Origin of the sequence: Paraburkholderia sp. RL17-381-BIF-C, assembly GCF_046026435.1 — a bacterium.
GTDB lineage: Bacteria > Pseudomonadota > Gammaproteobacteria > Burkholderiales > Burkholderiaceae > Paraburkholderia.
Genome location: NZ_JARESX010000008.1, coordinates 23,997 through 43,487 on the forward strand (window position 1 = coordinate 23,997; position 19,491 = coordinate 43,487).

The window sequence follows — 19,491 nt, forward strand, 5'->3', positions numbered from 1 at the left end:
GGCAGGCAGTCTCCGCCTTCGCTTTACCCGCCGCGTGCGTTGTGCCGCGCGGCCCATTGCTCTCTCTGACACCTGATGAATACCGTTACGCTCAAACCGTCGAAAGAAAAATCGCTGCTGCGCCGCCATCCGTGGGTCTATGCCAACGCGATCGACCGGATCGACGGCAATCCCGCACCCGGCGCCACCGTGCTGGTGCGCGCGCATGACGGCCGTTTCCTCGCGCGCGCGGCGTACAGCCCGCATTCGCAGATCCGCGCCCGCGTGTGGAGCTTCGACGAAACTGAGCCGATCGATCACGCGTTCTTCAAGCGCCGCGTGCAGCGCGCGATCGCGCATCGTCAAACGATGGTTCACGACACCGGCGCAGTGCGGCTGATCTTCGGCGAGGCGGACGGCCTGCCGGGCTTGATCGTCGATCACTACGTCGCCGAGGACGAAGGCCAGCGCAGTCAGCTGGTTTGCCAGTTCATGGCGGCGGGCGTCGAGGCGTGGAAGGAAGCGATCGTCGCGGCGTTGACCGGCGCGACCGGCTGCCCGAATGTCTACGAACGCTCGGACGTGTCGATTCGTCAGAAGGAAGGACTCGAACAGATCACCGGCGTGCTGGCGGGCGAAGCGCCGTCGGAGACACTGATTGCGAGCGAAAACGGCGTGCGCTATCACGTCGACGTGCGCAACGGTCACAAGACCGGCTTCTACGTCGACCAGCGCGACAACCGCCTGCTGGTGCAGCAACTCGCGCAGGATCGCGACGTGCTGAACTGCTTCTGCTACACCGGCGGTTTCTCGCTGGCAGCCTTGAAAGGCGGCGCCAAGCGTGTCGTGTCGATCGATTCGTCGGGCGACGCGCTCGCGATCGCCCAGCAGAACGTGGCGGCCAACGGGTTCGACGCCGAACGCGCGACCTGGCTCGACGCCGACGCCTTCAAAACGCTGCGCCGTCTCTACGACGAGGGCGAGCGCTTCGACCTGGTCGTGCTCGACCCGCCGAAATTCGCGCCGTCGCGTGAACATGTGGACCGCGCGTCGCGTGCTTACAAGGACATCAACCTGACCGGGCTGAAATTGCTGCGCCCAGGCGGCCTGCTCTTCACCTACTCGTGCTCCGGCGCGATCGACTCTGAACTGTTCCAGAAGATCGTCTCCGGCGCGGCCGCCGACGCGCGCGTGGACGCCCGGATTCTCAAGCGGCTTGGCGCCGGGGTGGATCATCCGTTGCTGACGGCGTTCCCGGAAGGCGAGTATCTGAAGGGCCTGCTGTTGCAAATCGCCTGATCGCCCATAATTTGGGGATTATTTCCCGGCGCCGCCGGCACGGGCGAAAGCGGGCTCGAACCCGTGCGCCAGCGCCGGCCTGGCGAATATGTTTCAATAACCGGCTGGACCGGGCAGCGCGCCAGGAGGCTGCCGCGCCCGTTTCAGGCTTCGAGTACGCACCGTTTCACGACAATACAGGCGACCCCTATGATTCCAGTCACCATCCTGACCGGCTTTCTCGGCAGCGGCAAAACCACCCTGCTCAAGCGCATCCTGAATGAAAAGCACGGCATGAAGATCGCCGTGATCGAGAACGAGTTCGGCGAAGAAAACATCGACAACGAAATTCTCGTGCAGGACACCGGCGAGCAGATCATCCAGATGAGCAACGGCTGCATCTGCTGCACGATCCGCGGCGACCTCTCGCGCGTGCTGGGCGATCTGGCGGCGCAGAAGCAGTCCGGCAAGCTGGACTTCGACCGCGTCGTGATCGAAACCACGGGCCTGGCCAATCCGGGCCCCGTCGCGCAGACGTTCTTCATGGACGACCAGATCGCCAGCGAATTCCTGCTGGACGCCATCATCACCCTGGTCGACGCGAAGCACGCGAACCACCAACTGGACGAGCACGAAGTCGTGCAGCGCCAGGTCGGTTTCGCCGACCGCCTGTTCATCACCAAGTCCGACCTGGTCGATGAAAAGCACCTTGCCGATCTGCGCCACCGCCTGCTGCACATGAACCCGCGGGCGGCGATCAAGGTCGTCAATTTCGGCGAAGCGGACATCAAGGAAATCTTCGACCTGCGCGGCTTCAACCTGAATTCGAAGCTCGAGATCGACCCGGATTTTCTCGTGGAAGACGAGCATGCGCACAGCCACGCTCACGCGCATGACGAGCACGGCCATACGCATGACGATCACGCCAACTGCGATCACGACCACGGCCAGTGCGATCACGAAGGCCACGATCATGGTCATCACCACCACGCGCACCACGACGACAAGATCAAGTCGTTCGTCTACCGCAACGACCGTCCGTTCGATCCGAACAAGCTCGAAGACTTCCTCGGCGGCATTCTGCAGATTTACGGCGAACGCCTGCTGCGCTACAAGGGCGTGCTGTATATGAAGGGCGTCGACCGCAAAGTCGTGTTCCAGGGCGTGCATCAGATGATGGGCAGCGATCTGGCCGCGAAATGGCAGCCGATCGAGAAAAAGACCAACAAGATGGTGTTTATCGGCATCGAACTGCCGCAAGACCTGATCACCGACGGTCTGGACGCCTGCCTCGTCTAAGCGCGGCGCGCCCCGGCCTCGCCGGGGCTGCCTGTCTTTCCGGCAGGCACCGGTTTTGCTGGTAGCGTCGTGCTGTTGCGCGTCAATGCGCGATTCGGCGACGCGCCCCGAGATAAACATCTGCTGAATATTACCGGCGGCCGCCGTAAGCGGGTTGAAAAGACACGCGTATGAAAAGCGCGTGAAAACCCTGCTGTATTAAAGCGTGCACGACCATCGCTTTTTAGCCGTGCGCGCGTTATATTTTCGGGATATCGGCGTACCGCAGGGGGATTTTCACCAGTTGCGGTGCTAGATTGTGATTCAGTTACAATACGTGCCCACTGGAGAATGAGAACGAATTGCCCGGTCAGCGCGTATCCGCGCCGGGCCTGAAACGGCGCCGGAAAATCTAATCCGGACAATACGCCGACAATGCCGGCCGGCACGGTCTGAAAAGACGCGCTGCCGGCAAGCAATGCCTCAGGAGCATTTGAGAATCGGTTTCCAGAGGAGTTCGGCCCCGCATTGGCGTTGCGACGCCCGGCGTGTGGGCGCCAGGCGCTTCGGCGTCACGACAGTCCACCGTCCGTGCCCGCCTTGGCGCTCCGCGTCCTCGAGGTGCCTTTGCGGGCAATACGAAAGTGCGGGCACGACGTAAGAGTTTTGCCTCACATTGAAGAAGTTAGCCAGATGACGACGAAACGACTCTTGACCGAAGCCGAAATCCTGAAGATGAGCGACAAGGATTACATGAATGAGGATCAGCTCGCCTTCTTCAAGAACAAGCTCGAACAGCTGCAGGCGGATATTCTCCGCAATGCCGGCCAGACGACCGAGAACCTGCGCGAGACCGTAATCGTGCCGGATCCGGCCGACCGCGCAACGATCGAGGAAGAGCATGCGCTCGAACTGCGCACGCGCGACCGCGAGCGCAAGCTGCTGAAGAAGGTTCAGCAGTCGATCGCGCGTATCGACTCGGGCGACTACGGCTGGTGCGAAGAAACCGGTGAGCCGATCGGCATTCCGCGTCTGCTCGCACGGCCCACGGCCACCCTGTCGCTCGAAGCGCAGGAACGCCGCGAACTGCGCCAGAAGCTGTTCGGCGACTGAACGCTTGCGGCGCGGCTTCGGCTCCGCGCCCGAAAACGCTGCTTCGTCGAGAGGCGCACGGTGGTCCGTGCGCCTTTTTTCTTTTGCGTGACGCCTATTTGAGGCATTGCCGTGGTGCAGGCTGCTACTCACCTCGCCTCGCCCCTCTTGTCGGCGTAACCGCCGCGTTCGCTTCCGAACCGTCTGTATTTGCCCTATGCCATTTGCCGGCTAGGGACCAGGATTCTCGTCATCCCAGCCCCGCGCCGTCCGATGCCGCGCGGGCGCGTTCCCCGCACCGAATCGCGTGTTTTTTGTCCTATGCCATTTGCCGGCTCTTGATATGACCGCGCACGCCCTAAAATAAACCGGACATGCGCTGCACGAGCGCGCGCCCGCCGGTTCTGTTTTAGCGTCGCGCGTCGTCCGCTTTCAGGATTCATGCGGTGGCGCATCGCGCTGCCGCGTCCTACCCGTTTTGCAAAGAGGAACGCATATGGAGCAATTTCACGGCACGACGATCGTCTCCGTGCGGCGCGGCGACAAGGTCGCGCTCGGCGGCGACGGCCAGGTGACGCTGGGCAATATCGTCATGAAAGGCGGTGCGAAGAAAGTCCGGCGCATCTATAACGGCAAGGTGCTGGTCGGCTTCGCCGGCGGCACGGCCGACGCTTTCTCGCTGCTCGACCGTTTCGAAGCCAAGCTGGAAAAACATCAGGGCAATCTCACGCGCGCCGCCGTCGAACTCGCCAAAGACTGGCGCACCGACCGCATGCTGCGCCGTCTCGAAGCCATGCTGATCGCCGCGGACGCCACCACCACGCTCGTCATTACCGGCAACGGCGACGTGCTCGATCCGGAAGGTGGCATCTGCGCAATCGGTTCGGGCGGCGCCTATGCGCAAGCCGCGGCGAAAGCGCTCGCCGACAACACCGAGATGTCGCCCCGCGAAATCGTGGAAAAGTCGCTGGAGATTGCCGGCGACATGTGCATCTACACGAACCATAACCGCGTCATCGAGACGATCGAGTAAGGACCCACGATGAGCACCATGACCCCTGCCGAGATCGTCTCGGAACTCGACAAACACATCATTGGCCAAGGCCGCGCGAAAAAAGCGGTGGCCGTGGCGCTGCGCAATCGCTGGCGCCGTCAGCAGGTTGAAGAACCGCTGCGCCAGGAAATCACGCCGAAGAACATTCTGATGATCGGACCGACCGGCGTCGGCAAGACCGAAATCGCGCGGCGTCTGGCGAAACTGGCCGACGCGCCGTTCATCAAGATCGAAGCGACCAAGTTCACCGAGGTCGGCTACGTAGGCCGCGATGTGGACAGCATCGTGCGCGACCTGATCGAAATCTCGGTCAAGCAGACCCGCGAAACCGAAATGCGCAAAGTGCGGACCAAGGCCGAAGATCAGGCCGAAGACCGCATCCTCGACATTTTGCTGCCGAGCGCGCGCCCGGTCGGCTTCGGCGCAAGCTCGAGCGCCGCTGATACCGTGGACGAAGGCAGCACCACGCGTCAGACATTCCGCAAGCGTCTGCGCGAGGGCCTGCTCGACGACAAGGAAGTCGAACTCGACGTGGAACAGCCGCAAGTCGGCATGGACATCATGGGGCCGCCGGGCATGGAAGACATGACCGAGCAGATCCGTTCGATGTTCGCGAACATCGGCGGCGGCAAGAAAACGCGTCGCAAGATGAAGGTGAAGGAAGCGCTGAAGGCGCTGACCGACGAAGAAGCCGCCAAGATGCTGAACGACGAAGAGGTGAAAGCCAAAGCGGTGCAGAACGTCGAGCAGAACGGCATTGTGTTCCTCGACGAAATCGACAAGATCGCGTCGCGCAACGAAGCCGGCGGCGGGGAAGTCTCGCGTCAAGGTGTGCAGCGCGATCTGTTGCCGCTGGTCGAAGGCACCACGATCAACACCAAGTACGGCATGGTGAAAACCGATCATATTCTGTTCATTGCCAGCGGTGCATTTCACCTCGCCAAGCCGAGCGATCTGATTCCGGAACTGCAAGGCCGCTTCCCGATTCGCGTCGAACTGGATTCGCTGTCGGTCAACGACTTCGAGTCGATTCTGGTGTCCACGGACGCGAGCCTCGTCAAGCAATACCAGGCACTGCTCGCCACCGAAGATGTGCACCTCGAATTCGCGGACGACGGCATTCGCCGCCTGGCCGAAATCGCGTACTCGGTGAACGAGAAAACCGAGAACATCGGCGCGCGCCGCCTGTACACGGTGATCGAAAAACTGCTCGAGGAAGTCTCGTTCGCGGCCGGCAACCACTCGGGCCGCGCGGTGCAGATCGACGCGGCTTATGTAGACCGCGCGCTGAACGAAGTGGCGGAAGACGAAGATCTGTCGCGTTACGTGCTGTGATGTCGATACTGAGATTGCCCCAAGCTGTGATGTTCGCCGCTTGAGACAGATCAGATCACATGTGAGCGCATAAAAAACGGGTTGCCTTTTTGATAAGGCAGCCCGTTTTCATTTGCTTACGGCAAAAGCGGTGCGAAGTCTGCCGTTCTACTGCTTGACCGGCCGCTTCGCCAGTTTGCGTTGCAGCGTTCGCCGATGCATATTCAACGCACGCGCGGTAGCCGAGATATTGCCGCCGTGTTCGGCCAGCACGCGTTGAATATGCTCCCACTCCAGACGCGCCACCGACAACGGCGTGGGATGCTCGATCGCCTCTTCCGCTTGCAACGCGCTTGCTTCACTTTGCAGTGCCGACAAGATCGTCTCCACATTGGCAGGCTTGGCCAGGTAGTTATCCGCGCCGTCTTTCACCGCCTGCACCGCCGTGGCGATACTCGCGTAACCGGTCAGCACCAGCATGCGCGCGTCGGGCTGCAGATCGCGCAATGGCGCGACGAGCGTGAGGCCGGAGTCATTGCCGAGATGCAGATCCACCGTGATCTGGCTGAACTTCTGCTGATTCGCCAGCTTGATTGCCTCATCCGCGTTGTGCGCTTCGCTCACCGTGTAGCCGCGCCGGGTGAGACCACGCGCGAGGATGCCGGAGAACACCTCGTCGTCGTCGATCACCAGAAAATTCATTTCGCTCATACTTGTTTCTCCGTGTTGGATGGTGCGGCGCCTTGACGGCCCGAGCCAAAAAATTTGCGCGCGGCGAGCGGCAGTTTCAGGACCGCACGCGTACCACGCGGCTTGATCGTGCTGACATCGGTCAGCTCGATCGATCCTTTCAGACGCGCCGCCGCCGAAAAAGCCAGATAGAGACCCACGCCGTGCCCGCCTTGAGTACTCTCGACCGGCATCGCGCCCAACGAGCCGCGCAACGCGGCCGGAATGCCAGGGCCTGCGTCACAGACCTCGAAGACGATCTGATCGCCACGCGCCGCAAGCGCGCAGGACAGCGTGACGTGATCGCGGCTTGCACGCGCGGCGTTGTCGAGCAGAATCGTGAGAATCTGACTCACAGCCACGGTGTCGTCAAGACTGACATCCGCAGGCGGCACGCCGATCCGCTCGAACTTCACATGCGGATGACGCAAGCGCCACTGCTCAGCGAAGGATTCGAGCCACTCACCGACCGGTTGGCGGCTGGCGCTGGTCGACGCCCGGCTGCGCAAACGGGCAAGCGCCGATGTACATAGCGTCATCTGCTGTTCGAGCAGTTCGAGGTCGGCCGCATAGGGCGCGAGACCCTTGTCGGAACGCGCGGCGTCGCGCAATTCTTCGGACAACATCGCAATTGTAGACAGAGGCGTACCAATTTCGTGAGCGACGGTGGCGGCCTGCACACCGAGCGCGACTGCCCGTTCATCGTGAAGCAAGCGCTGCTGCGCTTCTCCGAGCGCTGCGTCACGTAGCCGCAGTGCTCTCGACATGCGTGCAACGAACCATGCAATGAGCCCGACGCTGACCATGAAGTTCACCCACATGCCCGCGCGATAGTAGTCGAACAGGTTCGCGGGATTGTCGAGATTCAGCGGCACGGAATCGAAACCCAGCACTGCGTAGCAGGCTACCGCGAACGCCGCGAGCCAGGCCATCAGATGCCACGGCAGCACGGCCGCGGCGATGGCGAGCGAAGGCAGGTAGAGCGAAACGAATGGATTGGTGGTGCCGCCGGAGAGAAACAGCAACGCGGACAACGCGCCCAGATCGACCCAGATCTGACCGAACAATTCCATGTTGGATTCGGGCCGCTGCTGCGAAACGCGCCACCACGTGATTCCGTTGAAGATCACTTCCAGCGCGATCACGAGCAGCATGGCGGGCAACGGCAGATGCACGCCGATGAAGGTCTGCACGAATGCAATCGTCATCAACTGGCCGATGATCGCGAGACTGCGCAGCCAGAACAGATGCCCGAGATTGACGCGGCCGGTGTTGGTTATACGATGCATGACTTTAGTTTACCTGTTCGGACTCGTCCGACTTACCTCGCGACCTTGCGCCGGTAACATGGAAATTTTTTGCGACAGCGCGCACGAACCGATCTCTCGTCATCGGTTCCTCAGTCGCGCCCCTATCCATGCTACCTACTTCTGACTGCGAGGCTGATGCCTCTTCAGCTTTCCTGACTTTTTTGCGACAAGCCTCAGCAGCCCGGCACAATGGCACGGCGCAAGCCGAGGCCGTTTGCCTCGACGCCGCGGCGCGACTCCATCCACTGGACGACGCGTCACTCGCATCGCTCACTACCGCACTGCTCAAACAACACCGTGTCGGCGAGGCGATCGAACTCGCTGCCATTATTGCCCAACTCGATCCGCACCGCGCTCTTGCGCACTTTCGTCATGGCTATGCGTTGCAGATAGCAAACCGGCATGGCGAGGCCATTGCACCCTACCGACGCGCACTCGCCATCGATCCAGGATTGCCGTGCCTGCGCAGCAATCTCGCCGGCGCACTGGCGCGTGCGGGTGGCGACGCGAACGAGCAGATCGCGCTTCTGGAAAGCGCGGTCCGGGACGAGCCTGGTGAGGGCGACGGCTGGACCAATTTGACGAACGCGTACCGCACGAATATGGATCTGCCGCGAGCGCTCGAAGCCGGCGCCCGGGCCGTGCAATGTGCGCCGCACAGCTCGCTGGCGCACAACAACTATGCGCTGACGCTGCGTGAGGCGCAACGCTGGGACGACGCGGAGCAAGCCGCCCAAACCGCTTGCGCATTGGGACCCGACGACGCCACCCTGCGCTCCAATCTGTCCATGCTGCAACTGGTTCGGGCCGATTATGCGCACGGCTGGGCATCGCACGAGGCGCGCTGGGACGGCTCCGCGGAGTTGGGCGGGAACCGCCCGGTCATGCCCGCACCGCTTTGGCGCGGCGAATCGCTCGCCGGCAAAACCTTGCTCGTGTGGGGCGAGCAAGGCATGGGCGACGTTTTGCAGTTCTGCCGCTATATCCCGATGCTGGCCGAGCGTGTCCATCGCGAAGGCGGCCGGCTCAGTTGGAACTCGTTCCCGCAAATGGGCGCGCTGCTCGCACGCAGCCTGGGCGCTCACGCGGACGAGTTTTCAGCCGGCGGCGGCGTCGAATCGCTTCCCGCATTCGACTACGAGATTCCGTTGCTCAGCCTGCCGCTGAGATTCGAGACGCGGGAAGAAACGATTCCGGCTGCAGTGCCCTATTTGCACGCCGACCCGGCCGCCACGGCGTCGTGGCAAAAAAGGCTTGCGGGCGAAGCCAGGCTTAAAGTCGGCCTGACATGGACCGGCAGCCACGGCCATCAGCGCAATCCATTTCGCCGCGTGGGTTGGGAACGCTATGCGGCTCATTTCGGCGGCATGCAGGACGTGGCGTTTTATTCGTTGCAGCCAGGCGCGGACGCAGACGTCGCGGCGGCACGCGCGGCCGGCCTGCCAATGACCGACTACACCGCCGAATTCGCGAGCTTCGACGATACCGCCGCGTTCGTGGGCGCGCTCGATCTCGTCATCACCGTTTGCACATCGGCTGCGCATTTGAGCGGCGCGCTCGGCCAGCGCACCTGGGTACTGCTCGACGTCAACCCGCACTGGGTCTGGCTGCTCGACCGTCGTGACAGCCCGTGGTATCCGAGCGCCACGCTGTACCGGCAGCCGCGGTTTGGTCAATGGGAGCCGGCGCTGGAGGCCGTCGCGCGTGATCTGAAGGCGTTGGCGGCCGGGCACCGCGCGGCGTAGGCGCGCCCTGGCAATTCCGTCAAACAGCGATGCTTGCGGCGATCTTTTCGTCACCACACGCATCAATCACGCGCAGGCGACGCTTGAGCCGCCCGCGCAATCTCGGCAGCAAGACATTCGGGACACAGGCAGCGTCCTGTCGGATCGAGCCTGTCCGCCGGCAACGCCGGCATTTTTCGGCACCAGCAGTCGAGCGGTTGCGTATGCATGCCGCAATCGAACACGCTGCCACAGCGCGGGCAGCGCGCGCTGCTTTGGGAGCGGGAAACGGACGGTTTCATGACGGGCCGGATGGTCTCGCTTCAGCCTGGATCAGGAAATGATGCCACGACTGGCGAGCCGCGGTGAGTCGTCCATCCGGCTAATTTACGGGTGCCGCCGAACCGCGTTACGCTTCGCCGTTGACTGGTGGGCACGGGCTGTCATTGCGCGGTGCGCAAAGCTTGCGGCGCCCGCCGCCCGCACAGGTATCGAAAACCCTGTTGCAGCGCGCCAGTCCTGTACAATTCGCCCTGATTCAACTGTTCCGTGCCTGAGCCTGCCGCCATGTCCGAGCTTCCTGACCTTTCGCAGATCGCGCCCACCCTGAAGGCTGAAATCCTGGCCGAGGCGCTGCCCTACATCCGCCAGTATCACGGTAAGACCGTGGTCATCAAATACGGCGGCAACGCCATGACCGAAGAGCGCCTGAAGCAGGGCTTCGCGCGCGACGTGATCCTGCTGAAGCTGGTCGGCATCAATCCGGTCATCGTGCACGGCGGTGGTCCGCAAATCGACCAGGCGCTGAAGAAGATCGGCAAACAGGGCACCTTCATCCAAGGCATGCGCGTCACCGACGAAGAGACGATGGAAGTCGTCGAATGGGTGCTCGGCGGCGAAGTGCAGCAGGACATCGTCACGCTGATCAACCACTTCGGCGGCCACGCGGTCGGCCTGACGGGCAAAGACGGCGGCCTGATCCACGCCCGCAAGATGCTGATGCCGGATCGCGACAATCCCGGCCAGTATGTCGATATCGGCCAGGTGGGCGAAGTCGAGGCGATCAACCCGGCAGTCGTGAAAGCGTTGCAGGACGACGCGTTCATTCCGGTGATCTCGCCGATCGGTTTCGGCGAAGACGGCCTGTCGTACAACATCAACGCGGATCTGGTCGCGGGCAAGCTGGCGGTTGTGCTGAATGCCGAAAAGCTCGTGATGATGACCAACATCCCCGGCGTGATGGACAAGGAAGGCAATCTGCTGACCGATCTGTCGGCGCGCGAAATCGACGGCCTGTTTGCCGACGGCACCATCTCCGGCGGCATGCTGCCGAAAATCTCGTCGGCGCTGGACGCGGCCAAGAGCGGCGTGCGTTCGGTGCACATCATCGACGGCCGCATCGAGCACTCGGTCCTGCTGGAAATTCTCACCGAGCAGCCGTTCGGCACGATGATCCGCTCGCATTGATTCCTGCCTCAAACCCGGCACCCACGGCACGTCAGCATGGCGTGCCGCGTGTGCCGTGCAGTTGCCTGTCCCCGTCGTACCGCTCGTACCCCTCGTACCGCCCATACCGCTCTTCCAGCGAGCACAGTTCGTACAGCGCCAACTACGGCTGCCAACGCGCCGCCTCGGCGCACCAGCCCACGCTCCCCTCTTCACCCACCGCCCGCACCGTGAACCGTTCGCGTTCGCCGCGCGAGGCGACTGTTCGCGCCTGAACGGCGTTCTCCATCATGCGCACCCCAACTTCCCGACGCCGTCGTCCGCATATCGCAGGTGGCCGTCCGGTCTGGCTGTTCGATCTCGACAACACGCTGCACCACGCGTCGCACGCGATCTTTCCGGCGATCAATCAGGGCATGACGCAGTACATCATCGACGCCTTGCAAGTGGACATCGACGAAGCAAACCGGCTGCGCACCGGCTACACGCAGCGTTACGGCGCGGCGTTGCTCGGCCTCACGCGCCACCATCCGCTCGATCCGAACGACTTCCTGAAGGTCGTCCACACCTTCCCGGATCTCGGCTCGATGATCCGTCATGAACGCGGTGTCGCGCGCCTCGTGGCCGCGCTGCCGGGCCGCAAGATCGTGCTGACCAACGCGCCCGAAGCCTATGCGCGCGCGGTGCTCGCCGAACTGCGCATCGAGCGCCTGTTCGAGCAGGTGATCGCCATCGAACACATGCGCGATCGCCGCCACTGGCGCGCCAAACCCGACCACGCAATGCTGCGCAAAGCCATGCGCGACGCTCACGTGTCGCTCAAGGATGTGATCCTCGTCGAAGACACGCGCTCGCATCTGAAAAACTACCGGCGTCTCGGCATCCGCACGGTGTGGATCACCGGCCATCTGCCGCGCAAGTTGCACGCGGACGGCGTGCCGACGCGCCTGCCGGGCACCGGCCGGCCGCACTATGTCGACCGGAGCATTCGTTCGTTAAAATCGCTACGACTGAGCACCCGCTCGGTTCGATTGAAGAGACAGCAGACGGGACGACAGCCATGCAGCCGATCGACAAGCCTGACGAAGTCTTAGCCGAACACGAACCGACCGCCACGCTCGCCGCCCCGCGCGCGCCGCGCCTGAAACCGGGCGAGCGCCGCGTGCACATCCTCCAGACGCTCGCCGAGATGCTGGAAGCGCCCAAGAGCGAAAAGATCACCACCGCGGCGCTGGCAGCACGGCTCGGCGTATCGGAAGCCGCGCTGTACCGGCATTTCGCCAGCAAGGCGCAAATGTTCGAAGGGCTTATCGAGTTCATCGAGCAAACCATCTTCGGGCTGATCAACCAGATTGCCGACAAGGAAAGCAATGGCGTGCTGCAGGCGCGTTTGATCGCGTTGATGCTGCTCAACTTTCCCGCGAAGAACCCCGGCATGACGCGCGTGCTGACCTGCGAGGCGCTGGTCGGCGAACATGAACGGCTGACCGAGCGCGTGAATCAGATGCTGGAACGCGTCGAGGTGTCGCTGAAACAATGTCTGCGCCTCGCGCAAATGGAGGCCAACACTGGCGCGAGTTCGGGCGACAACGCCAGCGAGCAGCACGCCGCCGCCCCGCTGCCCGCCGGCTACGATCCCGCGATCCGCGCGAGTCTGCTGCTGAGCTATATCATCGGCCGCTGGCACCGTTATGTGCGTAGCGGCTTCGCGCGGCCGCCCGCCGAACAGGCCGACGCGCAATTGCTGCTGATTCTTCAGTAGTCCGCGCGGCATGCGCCCGCGACGTTGCCGCGCGAAAATTTCCGCTATACTTTGCGCCTGACCGCGGCACCTCGAACCATCAAGGACCGCTGTCCGCAACACCCCGAACACCTGCTTGACAACCTGTTACGCGCCGATTTGCTGACTCGATTGCGGGCGCGCGAACTGCCGGGAATGACTCCCGCGGTTCACTATAAATGCGGCTAAAGAGGTCGTCAGCCGCGCACACAGTCATAGTCCCGTGCTTCGCCGACGCCATCTAGCCGCCCTGTTTTGTTAAATGGCGGAATGAATGGAATCGATCGGTATCGTCGCTCCCCAAAAAATGCATTTCACCGAGCCGCTGCAGTTGCAGAACGGCAGCTCGCTGGCCGGTTACGACCTGATGGTCGAGACCTACGGCACGCTCAACGCCGCGCGTAGCAATGCGGTGCTGGTGTGCCACGCGCTCAACGCCTCGCACCACGTGGCGGGCGTGTACGCCGACAATCCCAAGGACATCGGCTGGTGGGACAACATGGTCGGCCCGGGCAAGCCGCTCGACACCGACAGGTTTTTCGTGATCGGCGTGAACAACCTGGGATCGTGTTTTGGCTCGACCGGGCCGATGAGTATCGATCCGTCTACCGGCAATCCGTACGGCGCGACGTTTCCCGTCGTGACGGTGGAAGACTGGGTCAACGCCCAGGCGCGAGTCGCCGATCAGTTCGGCATTACGCGCTTCGCGGCGGTGATGGGCGGCAGCCTCGGCGGCATGCAGGCGCTCGCGTGGAGCATGATGTACCCGGAGCGCGTTGCGCATTGCATCGTGGTGGCGTCCACGCCGAAGCTGTCGGCGCAGAACATCGCCTTCAACGAGGTCGCGCGCTCGGCGATCCTCTCGGACCCGGACTTCCACGGCGGCAACTACTACGCGCACAACGTGAAGCCCAAGCGCGGCTTGCGCGTTGCGCGCATGATCGGCCACATCACGTATCTGTCGGACGACGACATGGCCGAGAAATTCGGCCGCTCGCTGCGTCGCGCGGAAGGCGCGCTGGATGCATACAACTTCAACTTCGACGTGGAGTTCGAGGTGGAGTCGTACCTGCGCTACCAGGGAGACAAATTCGCCGACTACTTCGATGCGAACACGTACCTGCTGATCACCCGCGCGCTCGACTATTTCGATCCGGCCAAGGCCTTCGACGGCGACCTGACGAAGGCGGTCGCGCACACCACGGCGAAATATCTGATCGCCAGCTTCACGACCGACTGGCGCTTCGCGCCGGCCCGCTCGCGCGAACTGGTGAAGGCGCTACTCGATCACAAGCGCACGGTCACCTACGCGGAAATCGACGCGCCGCACGGCCACGACGCCTTCCTGCTCGACGACGCGCGCTATCACAACCTGATGCGCGCCTACTACGAACGTATTGCGAACGAGGTGAACGCATGAACCAGCGAGCACTCGATTATCTGGCGCTGCGCCCGGACTTCCGCGCGATCGCCCGCTGGGTCGAACCACGCGCCACCGTGCTGGATCTGGGCTGTGGCGACGGCTCGCTGCTCTCGCTCCTGACCGAAGAACTGGACGTGCTGGGCTACGGCATCGAGATCAACGACGCGGGCGTGCTGGCGTCGACGCAAAACGGCGTCAACGTGATCCAGCAGAATCTGGAAGACGGCCTGCGCCTGTTCGAAGACGGCAGTTTCGATTTCGCAATTCTGTCGCAGACGCTGCAAACCATTCACCAGACGGCCGCGATCCTGCGCGAGACCGTGCGGGTCGGCAAGGAATGCATCGTGTCGTTCCCGAACTTCGGCTACTGGGCGCATCGGCTTTCGGTGCTGCGGGGCCGCATGCCGGTGTCGAAGTCGCTGCCTTATCAATGGCACAACACGCCGAACGTGCGCGTGCTGACCATCAAGGATTTCGAGGCGCTCGCGCCGGAAGTGGGCATCGAGATTCTCGACCGGGTCGTGCTCCACGAGGGCCAGGTCGTGCGTTGGGGCGTGAACTGGCGTGGTAGTCTTGCGGTCTATCGCGTCAAGAAAAGCTAACGCAAGTTATCCACATGTCGAACCCGCCGCACGAGGCGCCTGCACTTACCGCTCACGAAGAACACCCCGGCTGGCGCGCGTTCCTGAATACGCGCATGCTGATCTGCGTCTTTCTCGGCTTTACGTCGGGATTGCCGCTGTTCACGCTCGTCTATCTGGTGCAGGCGTGGTTACGCTCAGAAGGCGTCAATCTGAAGGAGATCGGCCTCTTTGCGCTGATCCAGTTCCCGTACACCTGGAAATTCATCTGGGCCCCGCTAATGGACCGCTATGTCCCGCGTTTTCCGGGCTGGCGTCCCGGCAGACGGCGCGGCTGGATGCTGGTCACGCAGATTCTGGTGGCCGGCGCGATCGGAACGTTGGGGTTCGTGTCGCCGAAAGACTCGATCTGGACGGTGGCGGCGTTGACGGCGCTGGTCGCGTTCTTCGGCGCGAGTCAGGACATCGTGATCGACGCCTACCGGCGCGAGTTGCTGAGCGACACGCAGCAGGGGCTCGGCAATGCGGTGCATGTGAACGCCTACAAGATCGCGGCGCTCGTGCCCGGTTCGCTCGCGTTGATCCTGTCCGACCATTTGCCGTGGAGCACCGTTTTTATCGTCACCGCCGCGTTCATGCTGCCCGGCATGGTGATGACATTGGTAGTGCGCGAGCCCGAAGTGCACGGCACGCCGCCCAAGAACCTGCGCGACGCGATCGTGCAGCCGTTCAAGGAATTCGTTCAGCGCGACGGCTGGCGTGGCGCGCTGTTCGTGCTCGGCTTCATCTTTCTGTACAAGCTCGGCGACACGATGGCGACCACGCTGTCCACGTCATTCTTTCTCGACATCGGTTTTTCGCGCACGCAGATCGGCGTGATCGCGAAGACCACTGCATTCGGCGCGAGTCTGGCGGGCGGGATCGTCGGCGGAATCTGGCTGATGAAAATCGGCATTGGCCGGGGCTTGTGGATCTTCGGCATCCTGCAGATGGTGTCCACGCTCGGCTTCGCGTGGCTCGCGCATCTCGGGCCGGCTTCGCCCGGTCTCGCGGCGATTTACGACATCGCCGTCTGGCTGAGCCAAGGCACGACGAAGCTGCTGGCGCTGGTGGGCATCGATTGGGCCGTACAGCTCGAACCGCGCTCCGTTGCGCTAGCGCTCGTCTACGGCTTCGAAACCTTCGCCACTGGCCTGACGATGGCGGCTTTCACCGCCTATATCGCCAGCACCACCGATCCCCGCTACACGGCCACCCAGTTCGCGCTCTTCACGAGCCTCGCTTCCGTGCCGCGCACGCTGGCTTCGGCAGCAAGCGGCTATGTGGTCGCGCAGATCGGCTGGTTCGATTACTTCATCGTTTGCACCGCGCTGGCGTTGCCCGGCATGGTGCTTCTGCTGCGTATCGCGCCGTGGAGGACGCAGTCGTGAAGGCGCTTCTCCCGAAGGCCGTACTGCGCCCGATTACATCCAGGCGTCCTGCGCGCAACGCAAGACGCGCGGCTCTGCACACGGTATGGTCGCTCGGCTGTGTGAGCCTGACGTTGGCCGCGCCCTTGAGCGCCTACGCGACCGCCATGCCGGCCACTGCTACCAGCACGGCCGCACCCGCAGCGGCGACCGCACCCGCCACGTCGGCCGCGCCAACAGCGAAGGCCGCAGCGGCCGCCGCGAGCACGGAAAGCGCGACATCGGCGGTGCAAGGCACGACCAACGCCGGCAGCGCCGTGGGCGCCGGCAGTGCGCCCGCCATTGCCACACCGCCCTCGGCGGCGCCGTCGACGCCATCGCCGCCGGCTCCGGTCACGGCGAGGACGCCGGCGCCGTCCGCAGCCGCCAAAGCGCCCGCCGGCACATCAATGCCTGCCGCGGCGTCCGCACCGTACAGTCCGACGAACACGCAGCTGCGCTACGGCGGCTATCTGGTGTTCCGCAACCTGATTCCTTCGCCGATGCTCGAGGCGCAAGCCGCCGAAGAGTTCAACCAGATCGCCTACGGCGCCGAGCACGCGAACCGGCTGTATGGCGACGCGGACGCGCACGTCACGCGCGTGCGCTCGATCGTCGACAAGCTGATCCCGTACTCGCTGAAATGGAACGAGCGGGCCAAGAACTGGAAGTGGGATGTGGCGGCGGTGCGCTCGCCCGATATCCGCATGTACTGTCTGCCGGGCGGCAAGATCGTCGTGTATGGCGGGCTGCTCGACCGCGCGCGTTTGAACGACAACGAACTCGGCATGCTGATCGGCCACGAGATCGCGCACGCGCTTCGCGAACATGCGCGCGAGCGGCTCGGCCAACTGCAGGCGAGCCAGCTCGACTCGTCGGGTACGATCCCGCAACTGTTCGGACTCGCCGACCTCGGTGCGGCGCCGCTCGGCATCGGCTCGCGCCTCCTGGAAATGAAATACGAGAATACCGATGAAACCGAAGCCGACGTGATCGGCAGTGATATCGCGTCGCGCGCCGGCTTCGATCCGCGCGCGGCGGTCACGCTCTGGGACAAGCTCGCGCAGGCCACGCGCGGCAATCGCGATCAGGGCTTCATCTACGTGCATCCGTACACGCCGGCGCGCCGCCAGGACATCATCAAACGTCTGCCCGACATGCTGCCGCTCTACGCGAAAGCGATCGGCAAAACGGTGGATGCGCTGCCGGACTACGGCGGCATGGGCCGCCCGCGCCGCACACCGGCCCGCAACTGAGCGGCGTGGGCTGAGCGCGGCGCGGCTCTTGTCCGTCGAAGCGCGCCCCTGCAGGAAGGCTACTTTGGCCTCGCCTTCTGCCAGAACGCGGGCCCTGCTTACTTCTTCACCTTGTGGTCGTAATCGACCGTCAACGGCGCATGGTCGCTGAACTTGATATCGCGAAACACGTCAGTGCGTTTCGCCTTGCTCGCGATACCTTGCGTCGCGATCTGATAATCGATCCGCCACCCGACGTTCTTCGCATACGCCTGACCGCGATTGCTCCACCACGTGTACTGCTCCGGCCGCTGGTCGAGCGTGCGGAACACGTCGACGTAACCCACTTCGTCGAACAGTTTGGTGAGCCATGCGCGCTCTTCCGGCAGGCAACCCGAGTTCTTCTGATTGCTCTTCCAGTTCTTGATGTCGATTTCCTTGTGGACGATGTTCACGTCGCCGCACACGATCACTTCGCGCTCCTGAGCCAGTTCCGCGAGATGCGGCATGAACTCGTCCATGAAACGGTATTTGGCCTGCTGGCGTTCGTCGCCGCTCGAGCCCGACGGCACGTACACCGAAATCACCGACAGCTTGCCGAAACGCAGTTCGACATAGCGCCCTTCCGGGTCGAACTCCTCGCTGCCGAAGCCGATTACCACTTCGTCCGGTTCGTGACGCGTATACACGCCCGCGCCGCTATACCCCTTCTTCACGGCGTGCTGGAAATAGCCGGTGAAGTTGTGCGGCGCCATGAATTCCGGCGTCATGTCGTCTTGCGAGCATTTGATTTCCTGCACGCACAGCACGTCGGCTTTCTGTTCGCCGAACCAGTCGAAGAAGCCCTTCTTCGCCGCTGAACGGATGCCGTTCAGGTTGGCGGTAATCACACGCAACATGTCGTTCCTTATATGGTCGATTCGTTTCTGAAGCAAAGGGGCACGCTCACGCGATCTTGATGCCCTTCAGCGATTCTTTGGCAGGCGGAAATTCGAGCTTCAGCGTCTCGAATGCGCGCAACAGCAACTCAGCCACCATCACATTGCGATGCGTCTTCGAGTCCGCCGGAATCACGTACCACGGCGCGTATTCGGTCGATGTCGCGGCGAGCGCCTCGCCATAGGCCACCTGATATTTGTCCCACTGCTTGCGCGCTTCGAGATCCGCGACGTCGAATTTCCAATGCTTGGTCGAATCGTCGATACGCGCCTGCAAACGCACACGTTGCTCTTCTTTCGAAATGTGCAGCATGCACTTGATGATGGTCGTGCCGCTATCTGCCAGCAATGCTTCGAACTGGCGGATGTGGCGGCAGCGTTGCGCGAAGGTTGGCGCGTCCAGGTTGCCGAGCACCGTGGGCACCAGCAGATCTTCGTAATGACTGCGGTTGAAGATCGTCAGTTCGCCCGCCGCAGGCGCTTGTGCATGCACGCGCCAGAGAAAGTCGTGCGCGAGTTCGACGGGCGTCGGCGCCTTGAACGGCACGATGCGCAAACCCAGCGGATCGACGTCGTGAAACACCGCGCGGATCGTGCCGTCCTTGCCGCTCGTGTCCATGCCCTGCAGCACCAGCAGGACGCGGCGCGTCTGCTGCGCATGCAGGCGTTCCTGCTGGGAGTCGAGCTTCTCGCCGATCTCCAGGAGGCGGGCTTTGTCGGCGTCTTTCGAACCGGCCGACAAGGGTTTTGCAGCCGGATCGAAACCGTCGAGCGAGAATTTGTTTTTCTTCTTGCCGTCGTCGAAATACGGCACGCGGAAGTCGTCGAGTTCAGGTTGCCTGGCCATCCACACACTCCGTGATCTGCGTTTAAACGGTCCCG

18 protein-coding genes are annotated in these 19,491 nt (G+C 62.9%); 13 read left to right on the forward strand and 5 right to left on the reverse strand.

Going from position 1 to position 19,491, the window contains the following annotated elements; genetic code table 11:
- The first annotated feature begins 75 nt into the window (after positions 1 to 75).
- The 5 genes from P0D70_RS07740 (at position 76) to hslU (ending at position 6,016) form a co-directional block, all read left to right on the forward strand.
- Complete coding sequence (locus tag P0D70_RS07740) at positions 76 to 1,278, forward strand: class I SAM-dependent rRNA methyltransferase (protein ID WP_091797216.1); 1,203 nt, start codon at positions 76 to 78, stop codon at positions 1,276 to 1,278.
- A gap of 189 nt (positions 1,279 to 1,467) precedes the next feature.
- Positions 1,468 to 2,556 carry a CobW family GTP-binding protein gene (locus tag P0D70_RS07745; protein ID WP_091797218.1) on the forward strand — a complete coding sequence of 363 codons (1,089 nt, stop codon included), beginning with the start codon at positions 1,468 to 1,470 and terminating at the stop codon, positions 2,554 to 2,556.
- 672 nt (positions 2,557 to 3,228) lie between these two features.
- Positions 3,229 to 3,648, forward strand: a complete 420-nt coding sequence (dksA, locus tag P0D70_RS07750; protein WP_012431412.1) for an RNA polymerase-binding protein DksA — start codon at positions 3,229 to 3,231, stop codon at positions 3,646 to 3,648.
- 475 nt (positions 3,649 to 4,123) lie between these two features.
- A complete protein-coding gene (gene hslV / locus P0D70_RS07755; RefSeq protein ID WP_091797221.1) occupies positions 4,124 to 4,660 on the forward strand; it encodes an ATP-dependent protease subunit HslV in 537 nt (178 codons plus the stop codon).
- A gap of 9 nt (positions 4,661 to 4,669) precedes the next feature.
- Positions 4,670 to 6,016: an ATP-dependent protease ATPase subunit HslU gene (gene hslU, locus P0D70_RS07760; protein ID WP_408183983.1), complete on the forward strand. Its 1,347-nt coding sequence runs from the start codon at positions 4,670 to 4,672 to the stop codon at positions 6,014 to 6,016.
- Positions 6,017 to 6,163: 147 nt separating this feature from the next.
- Here the strand turns inward: hslU and P0D70_RS07765 are convergent, their stop codons facing one another.
- Complete coding sequence (locus P0D70_RS07765; protein ID WP_007179684.1) at positions 6,164 to 6,706, reverse strand: response regulator transcription factor; 543 nt, start codon at positions 6,704 to 6,706, stop codon at positions 6,164 to 6,166.
- Positions 6,703 to 8,013, reverse strand: coding sequence for an ATP-binding protein (locus tag P0D70_RS07770; RefSeq protein WP_091797227.1), 1,311 nt, complete (start codon positions 8,011 to 8,013; stop codon positions 6,703 to 6,705). Before P0D70_RS07770 ends, P0D70_RS07765 begins: the two co-directional genes overlap by 4 nt.
- A 128-nt stretch (positions 8,014 to 8,141) precedes the next feature.
- On the opposite strand from P0D70_RS07770, the gene P0D70_RS07775 reads away from it, so the two are divergent.
- Positions 8,142 to 9,779 (forward strand): tetratricopeptide repeat protein, encoded by a 1,638-nt coding sequence (locus P0D70_RS07775; RefSeq protein ID WP_408183984.1) that lies wholly within the window; start codon positions 8,142 to 8,144, stop codon positions 9,777 to 9,779.
- Positions 9,780 to 9,841: 62 nt separating this feature from the next.
- Here the strand turns inward: P0D70_RS07775 and P0D70_RS07780 are convergent, their stop codons facing one another.
- Positions 9,842 to 10,060, reverse strand: a complete 219-nt coding sequence (locus tag P0D70_RS07780; protein ID WP_408183985.1) for a cysteine-rich CWC family protein — start codon at positions 10,058 to 10,060, stop codon at positions 9,842 to 9,844.
- A 265-nt stretch (positions 10,061 to 10,325) separates the two neighbouring features.
- Here P0D70_RS07780 and argB point away from each other — a divergent pair, with 265 nt between their 5' ends.
- From argB to P0D70_RS07815, 7 genes are all read left to right on the forward strand, one after another.
- Entirely contained in the window at positions 10,326 to 11,225 is a 900-nt protein-coding gene (gene argB, locus P0D70_RS07785; RefSeq protein ID WP_007179687.1) for an acetylglutamate kinase, read from the forward strand.
- Positions 11,226 to 11,494: 269 nt separating this feature from the next.
- On the forward strand, positions 11,495 to 12,298 hold the full coding sequence (locus tag P0D70_RS07790; RefSeq protein ID WP_408183986.1) for a pyrimidine 5'-nucleotidase: 804 nt from the start codon (positions 11,495 to 11,497) through the stop codon (positions 12,296 to 12,298).
- Positions 12,265 to 12,966 (forward strand): nucleoid occlusion factor SlmA, encoded by a 702-nt coding sequence (gene slmA, locus P0D70_RS07795; RefSeq protein WP_408183987.1) that lies wholly within the window; start codon positions 12,265 to 12,267, stop codon positions 12,964 to 12,966. The genes P0D70_RS07790 and slmA overlap by 34 nt, the downstream gene beginning before the upstream one ends.
- 292 nt (positions 12,967 to 13,258) lie before the next feature.
- A complete protein-coding gene (metX, locus tag P0D70_RS07800) occupies positions 13,259 to 14,404 on the forward strand; it encodes a homoserine O-succinyltransferase MetX (RefSeq protein ID WP_408183988.1) in 1,146 nt (381 codons plus the stop codon).
- On the forward strand, positions 14,401 to 15,009 hold the full coding sequence (gene metW, locus P0D70_RS07805) for a methionine biosynthesis protein MetW (protein ID WP_007179691.1): 609 nt from the start codon (positions 14,401 to 14,403) through the stop codon (positions 15,007 to 15,009). Before metX ends, metW begins: the two co-directional genes overlap by 4 nt.
- A gap of 14 nt (positions 15,010 to 15,023) precedes the next feature.
- Positions 15,024 to 16,418 carry an AmpG family muropeptide MFS transporter gene (locus tag P0D70_RS07810; protein WP_408183989.1) on the forward strand — a complete coding sequence of 465 codons (1,395 nt, stop codon included), beginning with the start codon at positions 15,024 to 15,026 and terminating at the stop codon, positions 16,416 to 16,418.
- Positions 16,415 to 17,692, forward strand: a complete 1,278-nt coding sequence (locus P0D70_RS07815; protein ID WP_408183990.1) for a M48 family metallopeptidase — start codon at positions 16,415 to 16,417, stop codon at positions 17,690 to 17,692. The genes P0D70_RS07810 and P0D70_RS07815 overlap by 4 nt, the downstream gene beginning before the upstream one ends.
- 98 nt (positions 17,693 to 17,790) lie before the next feature.
- On the opposite strand, the gene P0D70_RS07820 is transcribed toward P0D70_RS07815, so the two are convergent.
- Both P0D70_RS07820 and P0D70_RS07825 read right to left on the reverse strand, forming a co-directional pair.
- Positions 17,791 to 18,570, reverse strand: a complete 780-nt coding sequence (locus P0D70_RS07820) for an exodeoxyribonuclease III (protein ID WP_091797249.1) — start codon at positions 18,568 to 18,570, stop codon at positions 17,791 to 17,793.
- 46 nt (positions 18,571 to 18,616) lie between these two features.
- Positions 18,617 to 19,456, reverse strand: a complete 840-nt coding sequence (locus tag P0D70_RS07825; RefSeq protein ID WP_408183991.1) for a PPK2 family polyphosphate kinase — start codon at positions 19,454 to 19,456, stop codon at positions 18,617 to 18,619.
- Between the last annotated feature and the right edge of the window lie 35 nt (positions 19,457 to 19,491).

Coding starts and splice junctions, on each gene's coding strand:
- P0D70_RS07770 (WP_091797227.1), bottom strand. CDS start 8,013: ATGCATCGTATAACCAACACCGGCCGCGTCAATCTCGGGCATCTGTTC.
- hslU (WP_408183983.1), top strand. CDS start 4,670: ATGAGCACCATGACCCCTGCCGAGATCGTCTCGGAACTCGACAAACAC.
- slmA (WP_408183987.1), top strand. CDS start 12,265: ATGCAGCCGATCGACAAGCCTGACGAAGTCTTAGCCGAACACGAACCG.
- P0D70_RS07775 (WP_408183984.1), top strand. CDS start 8,142: ATGCTACCTACTTCTGACTGCGAGGCTGATGCCTCTTCAGCTTTCCTG.
- P0D70_RS07820 (WP_091797249.1), bottom strand. CDS start 18,570: ATGTTGCGTGTGATTACCGCCAACCTGAACGGCATCCGTTCAGCGGCG.
- argB (WP_007179687.1), top strand. CDS start 10,326: ATGTCCGAGCTTCCTGACCTTTCGCAGATCGCGCCCACCCTGAAGGCT.
- P0D70_RS07790 (WP_408183986.1), top strand. CDS start 11,495: ATGCGCACCCCAACTTCCCGACGCCGTCGTCCGCATATCGCAGGTGGC.
- P0D70_RS07780 (WP_408183985.1), bottom strand. CDS start 10,060: ATGAAACCGTCCGTTTCCCGCTCCCAAAGCAGCGCGCGCTGCCCGCGC.
- dksA (WP_012431412.1), top strand. CDS start 3,229: ATGACGACGAAACGACTCTTGACCGAAGCCGAAATCCTGAAGATGAGC.
- P0D70_RS07740 (WP_091797216.1), top strand. CDS start 76: ATGAATACCGTTACGCTCAAACCGTCGAAAGAAAAATCGCTGCTGCGC.
- P0D70_RS07825 (WP_408183991.1), bottom strand. CDS start 19,456: ATGGCCAGGCAACCTGAACTCGACGACTTCCGCGTGCCGTATTTCGAC.
- P0D70_RS07810 (WP_408183989.1), top strand. CDS start 15,024: ATGTCGAACCCGCCGCACGAGGCGCCTGCACTTACCGCTCACGAAGAA.
- metW (WP_007179691.1), top strand. CDS start 14,401: ATGAACCAGCGAGCACTCGATTATCTGGCGCTGCGCCCGGACTTCCGC.
- metX (WP_408183988.1), top strand. CDS start 13,259: ATGGAATCGATCGGTATCGTCGCTCCCCAAAAAATGCATTTCACCGAG.
- P0D70_RS07765 (WP_007179684.1), bottom strand. CDS start 6,706: ATGAGCGAAATGAATTTTCTGGTGATCGACGACGACGAGGTGTTCTCC.
- hslV (WP_091797221.1), top strand. CDS start 4,124: ATGGAGCAATTTCACGGCACGACGATCGTCTCCGTGCGGCGCGGCGAC.
- P0D70_RS07745 (WP_091797218.1), top strand. CDS start 1,468: ATGATTCCAGTCACCATCCTGACCGGCTTTCTCGGCAGCGGCAAAACC.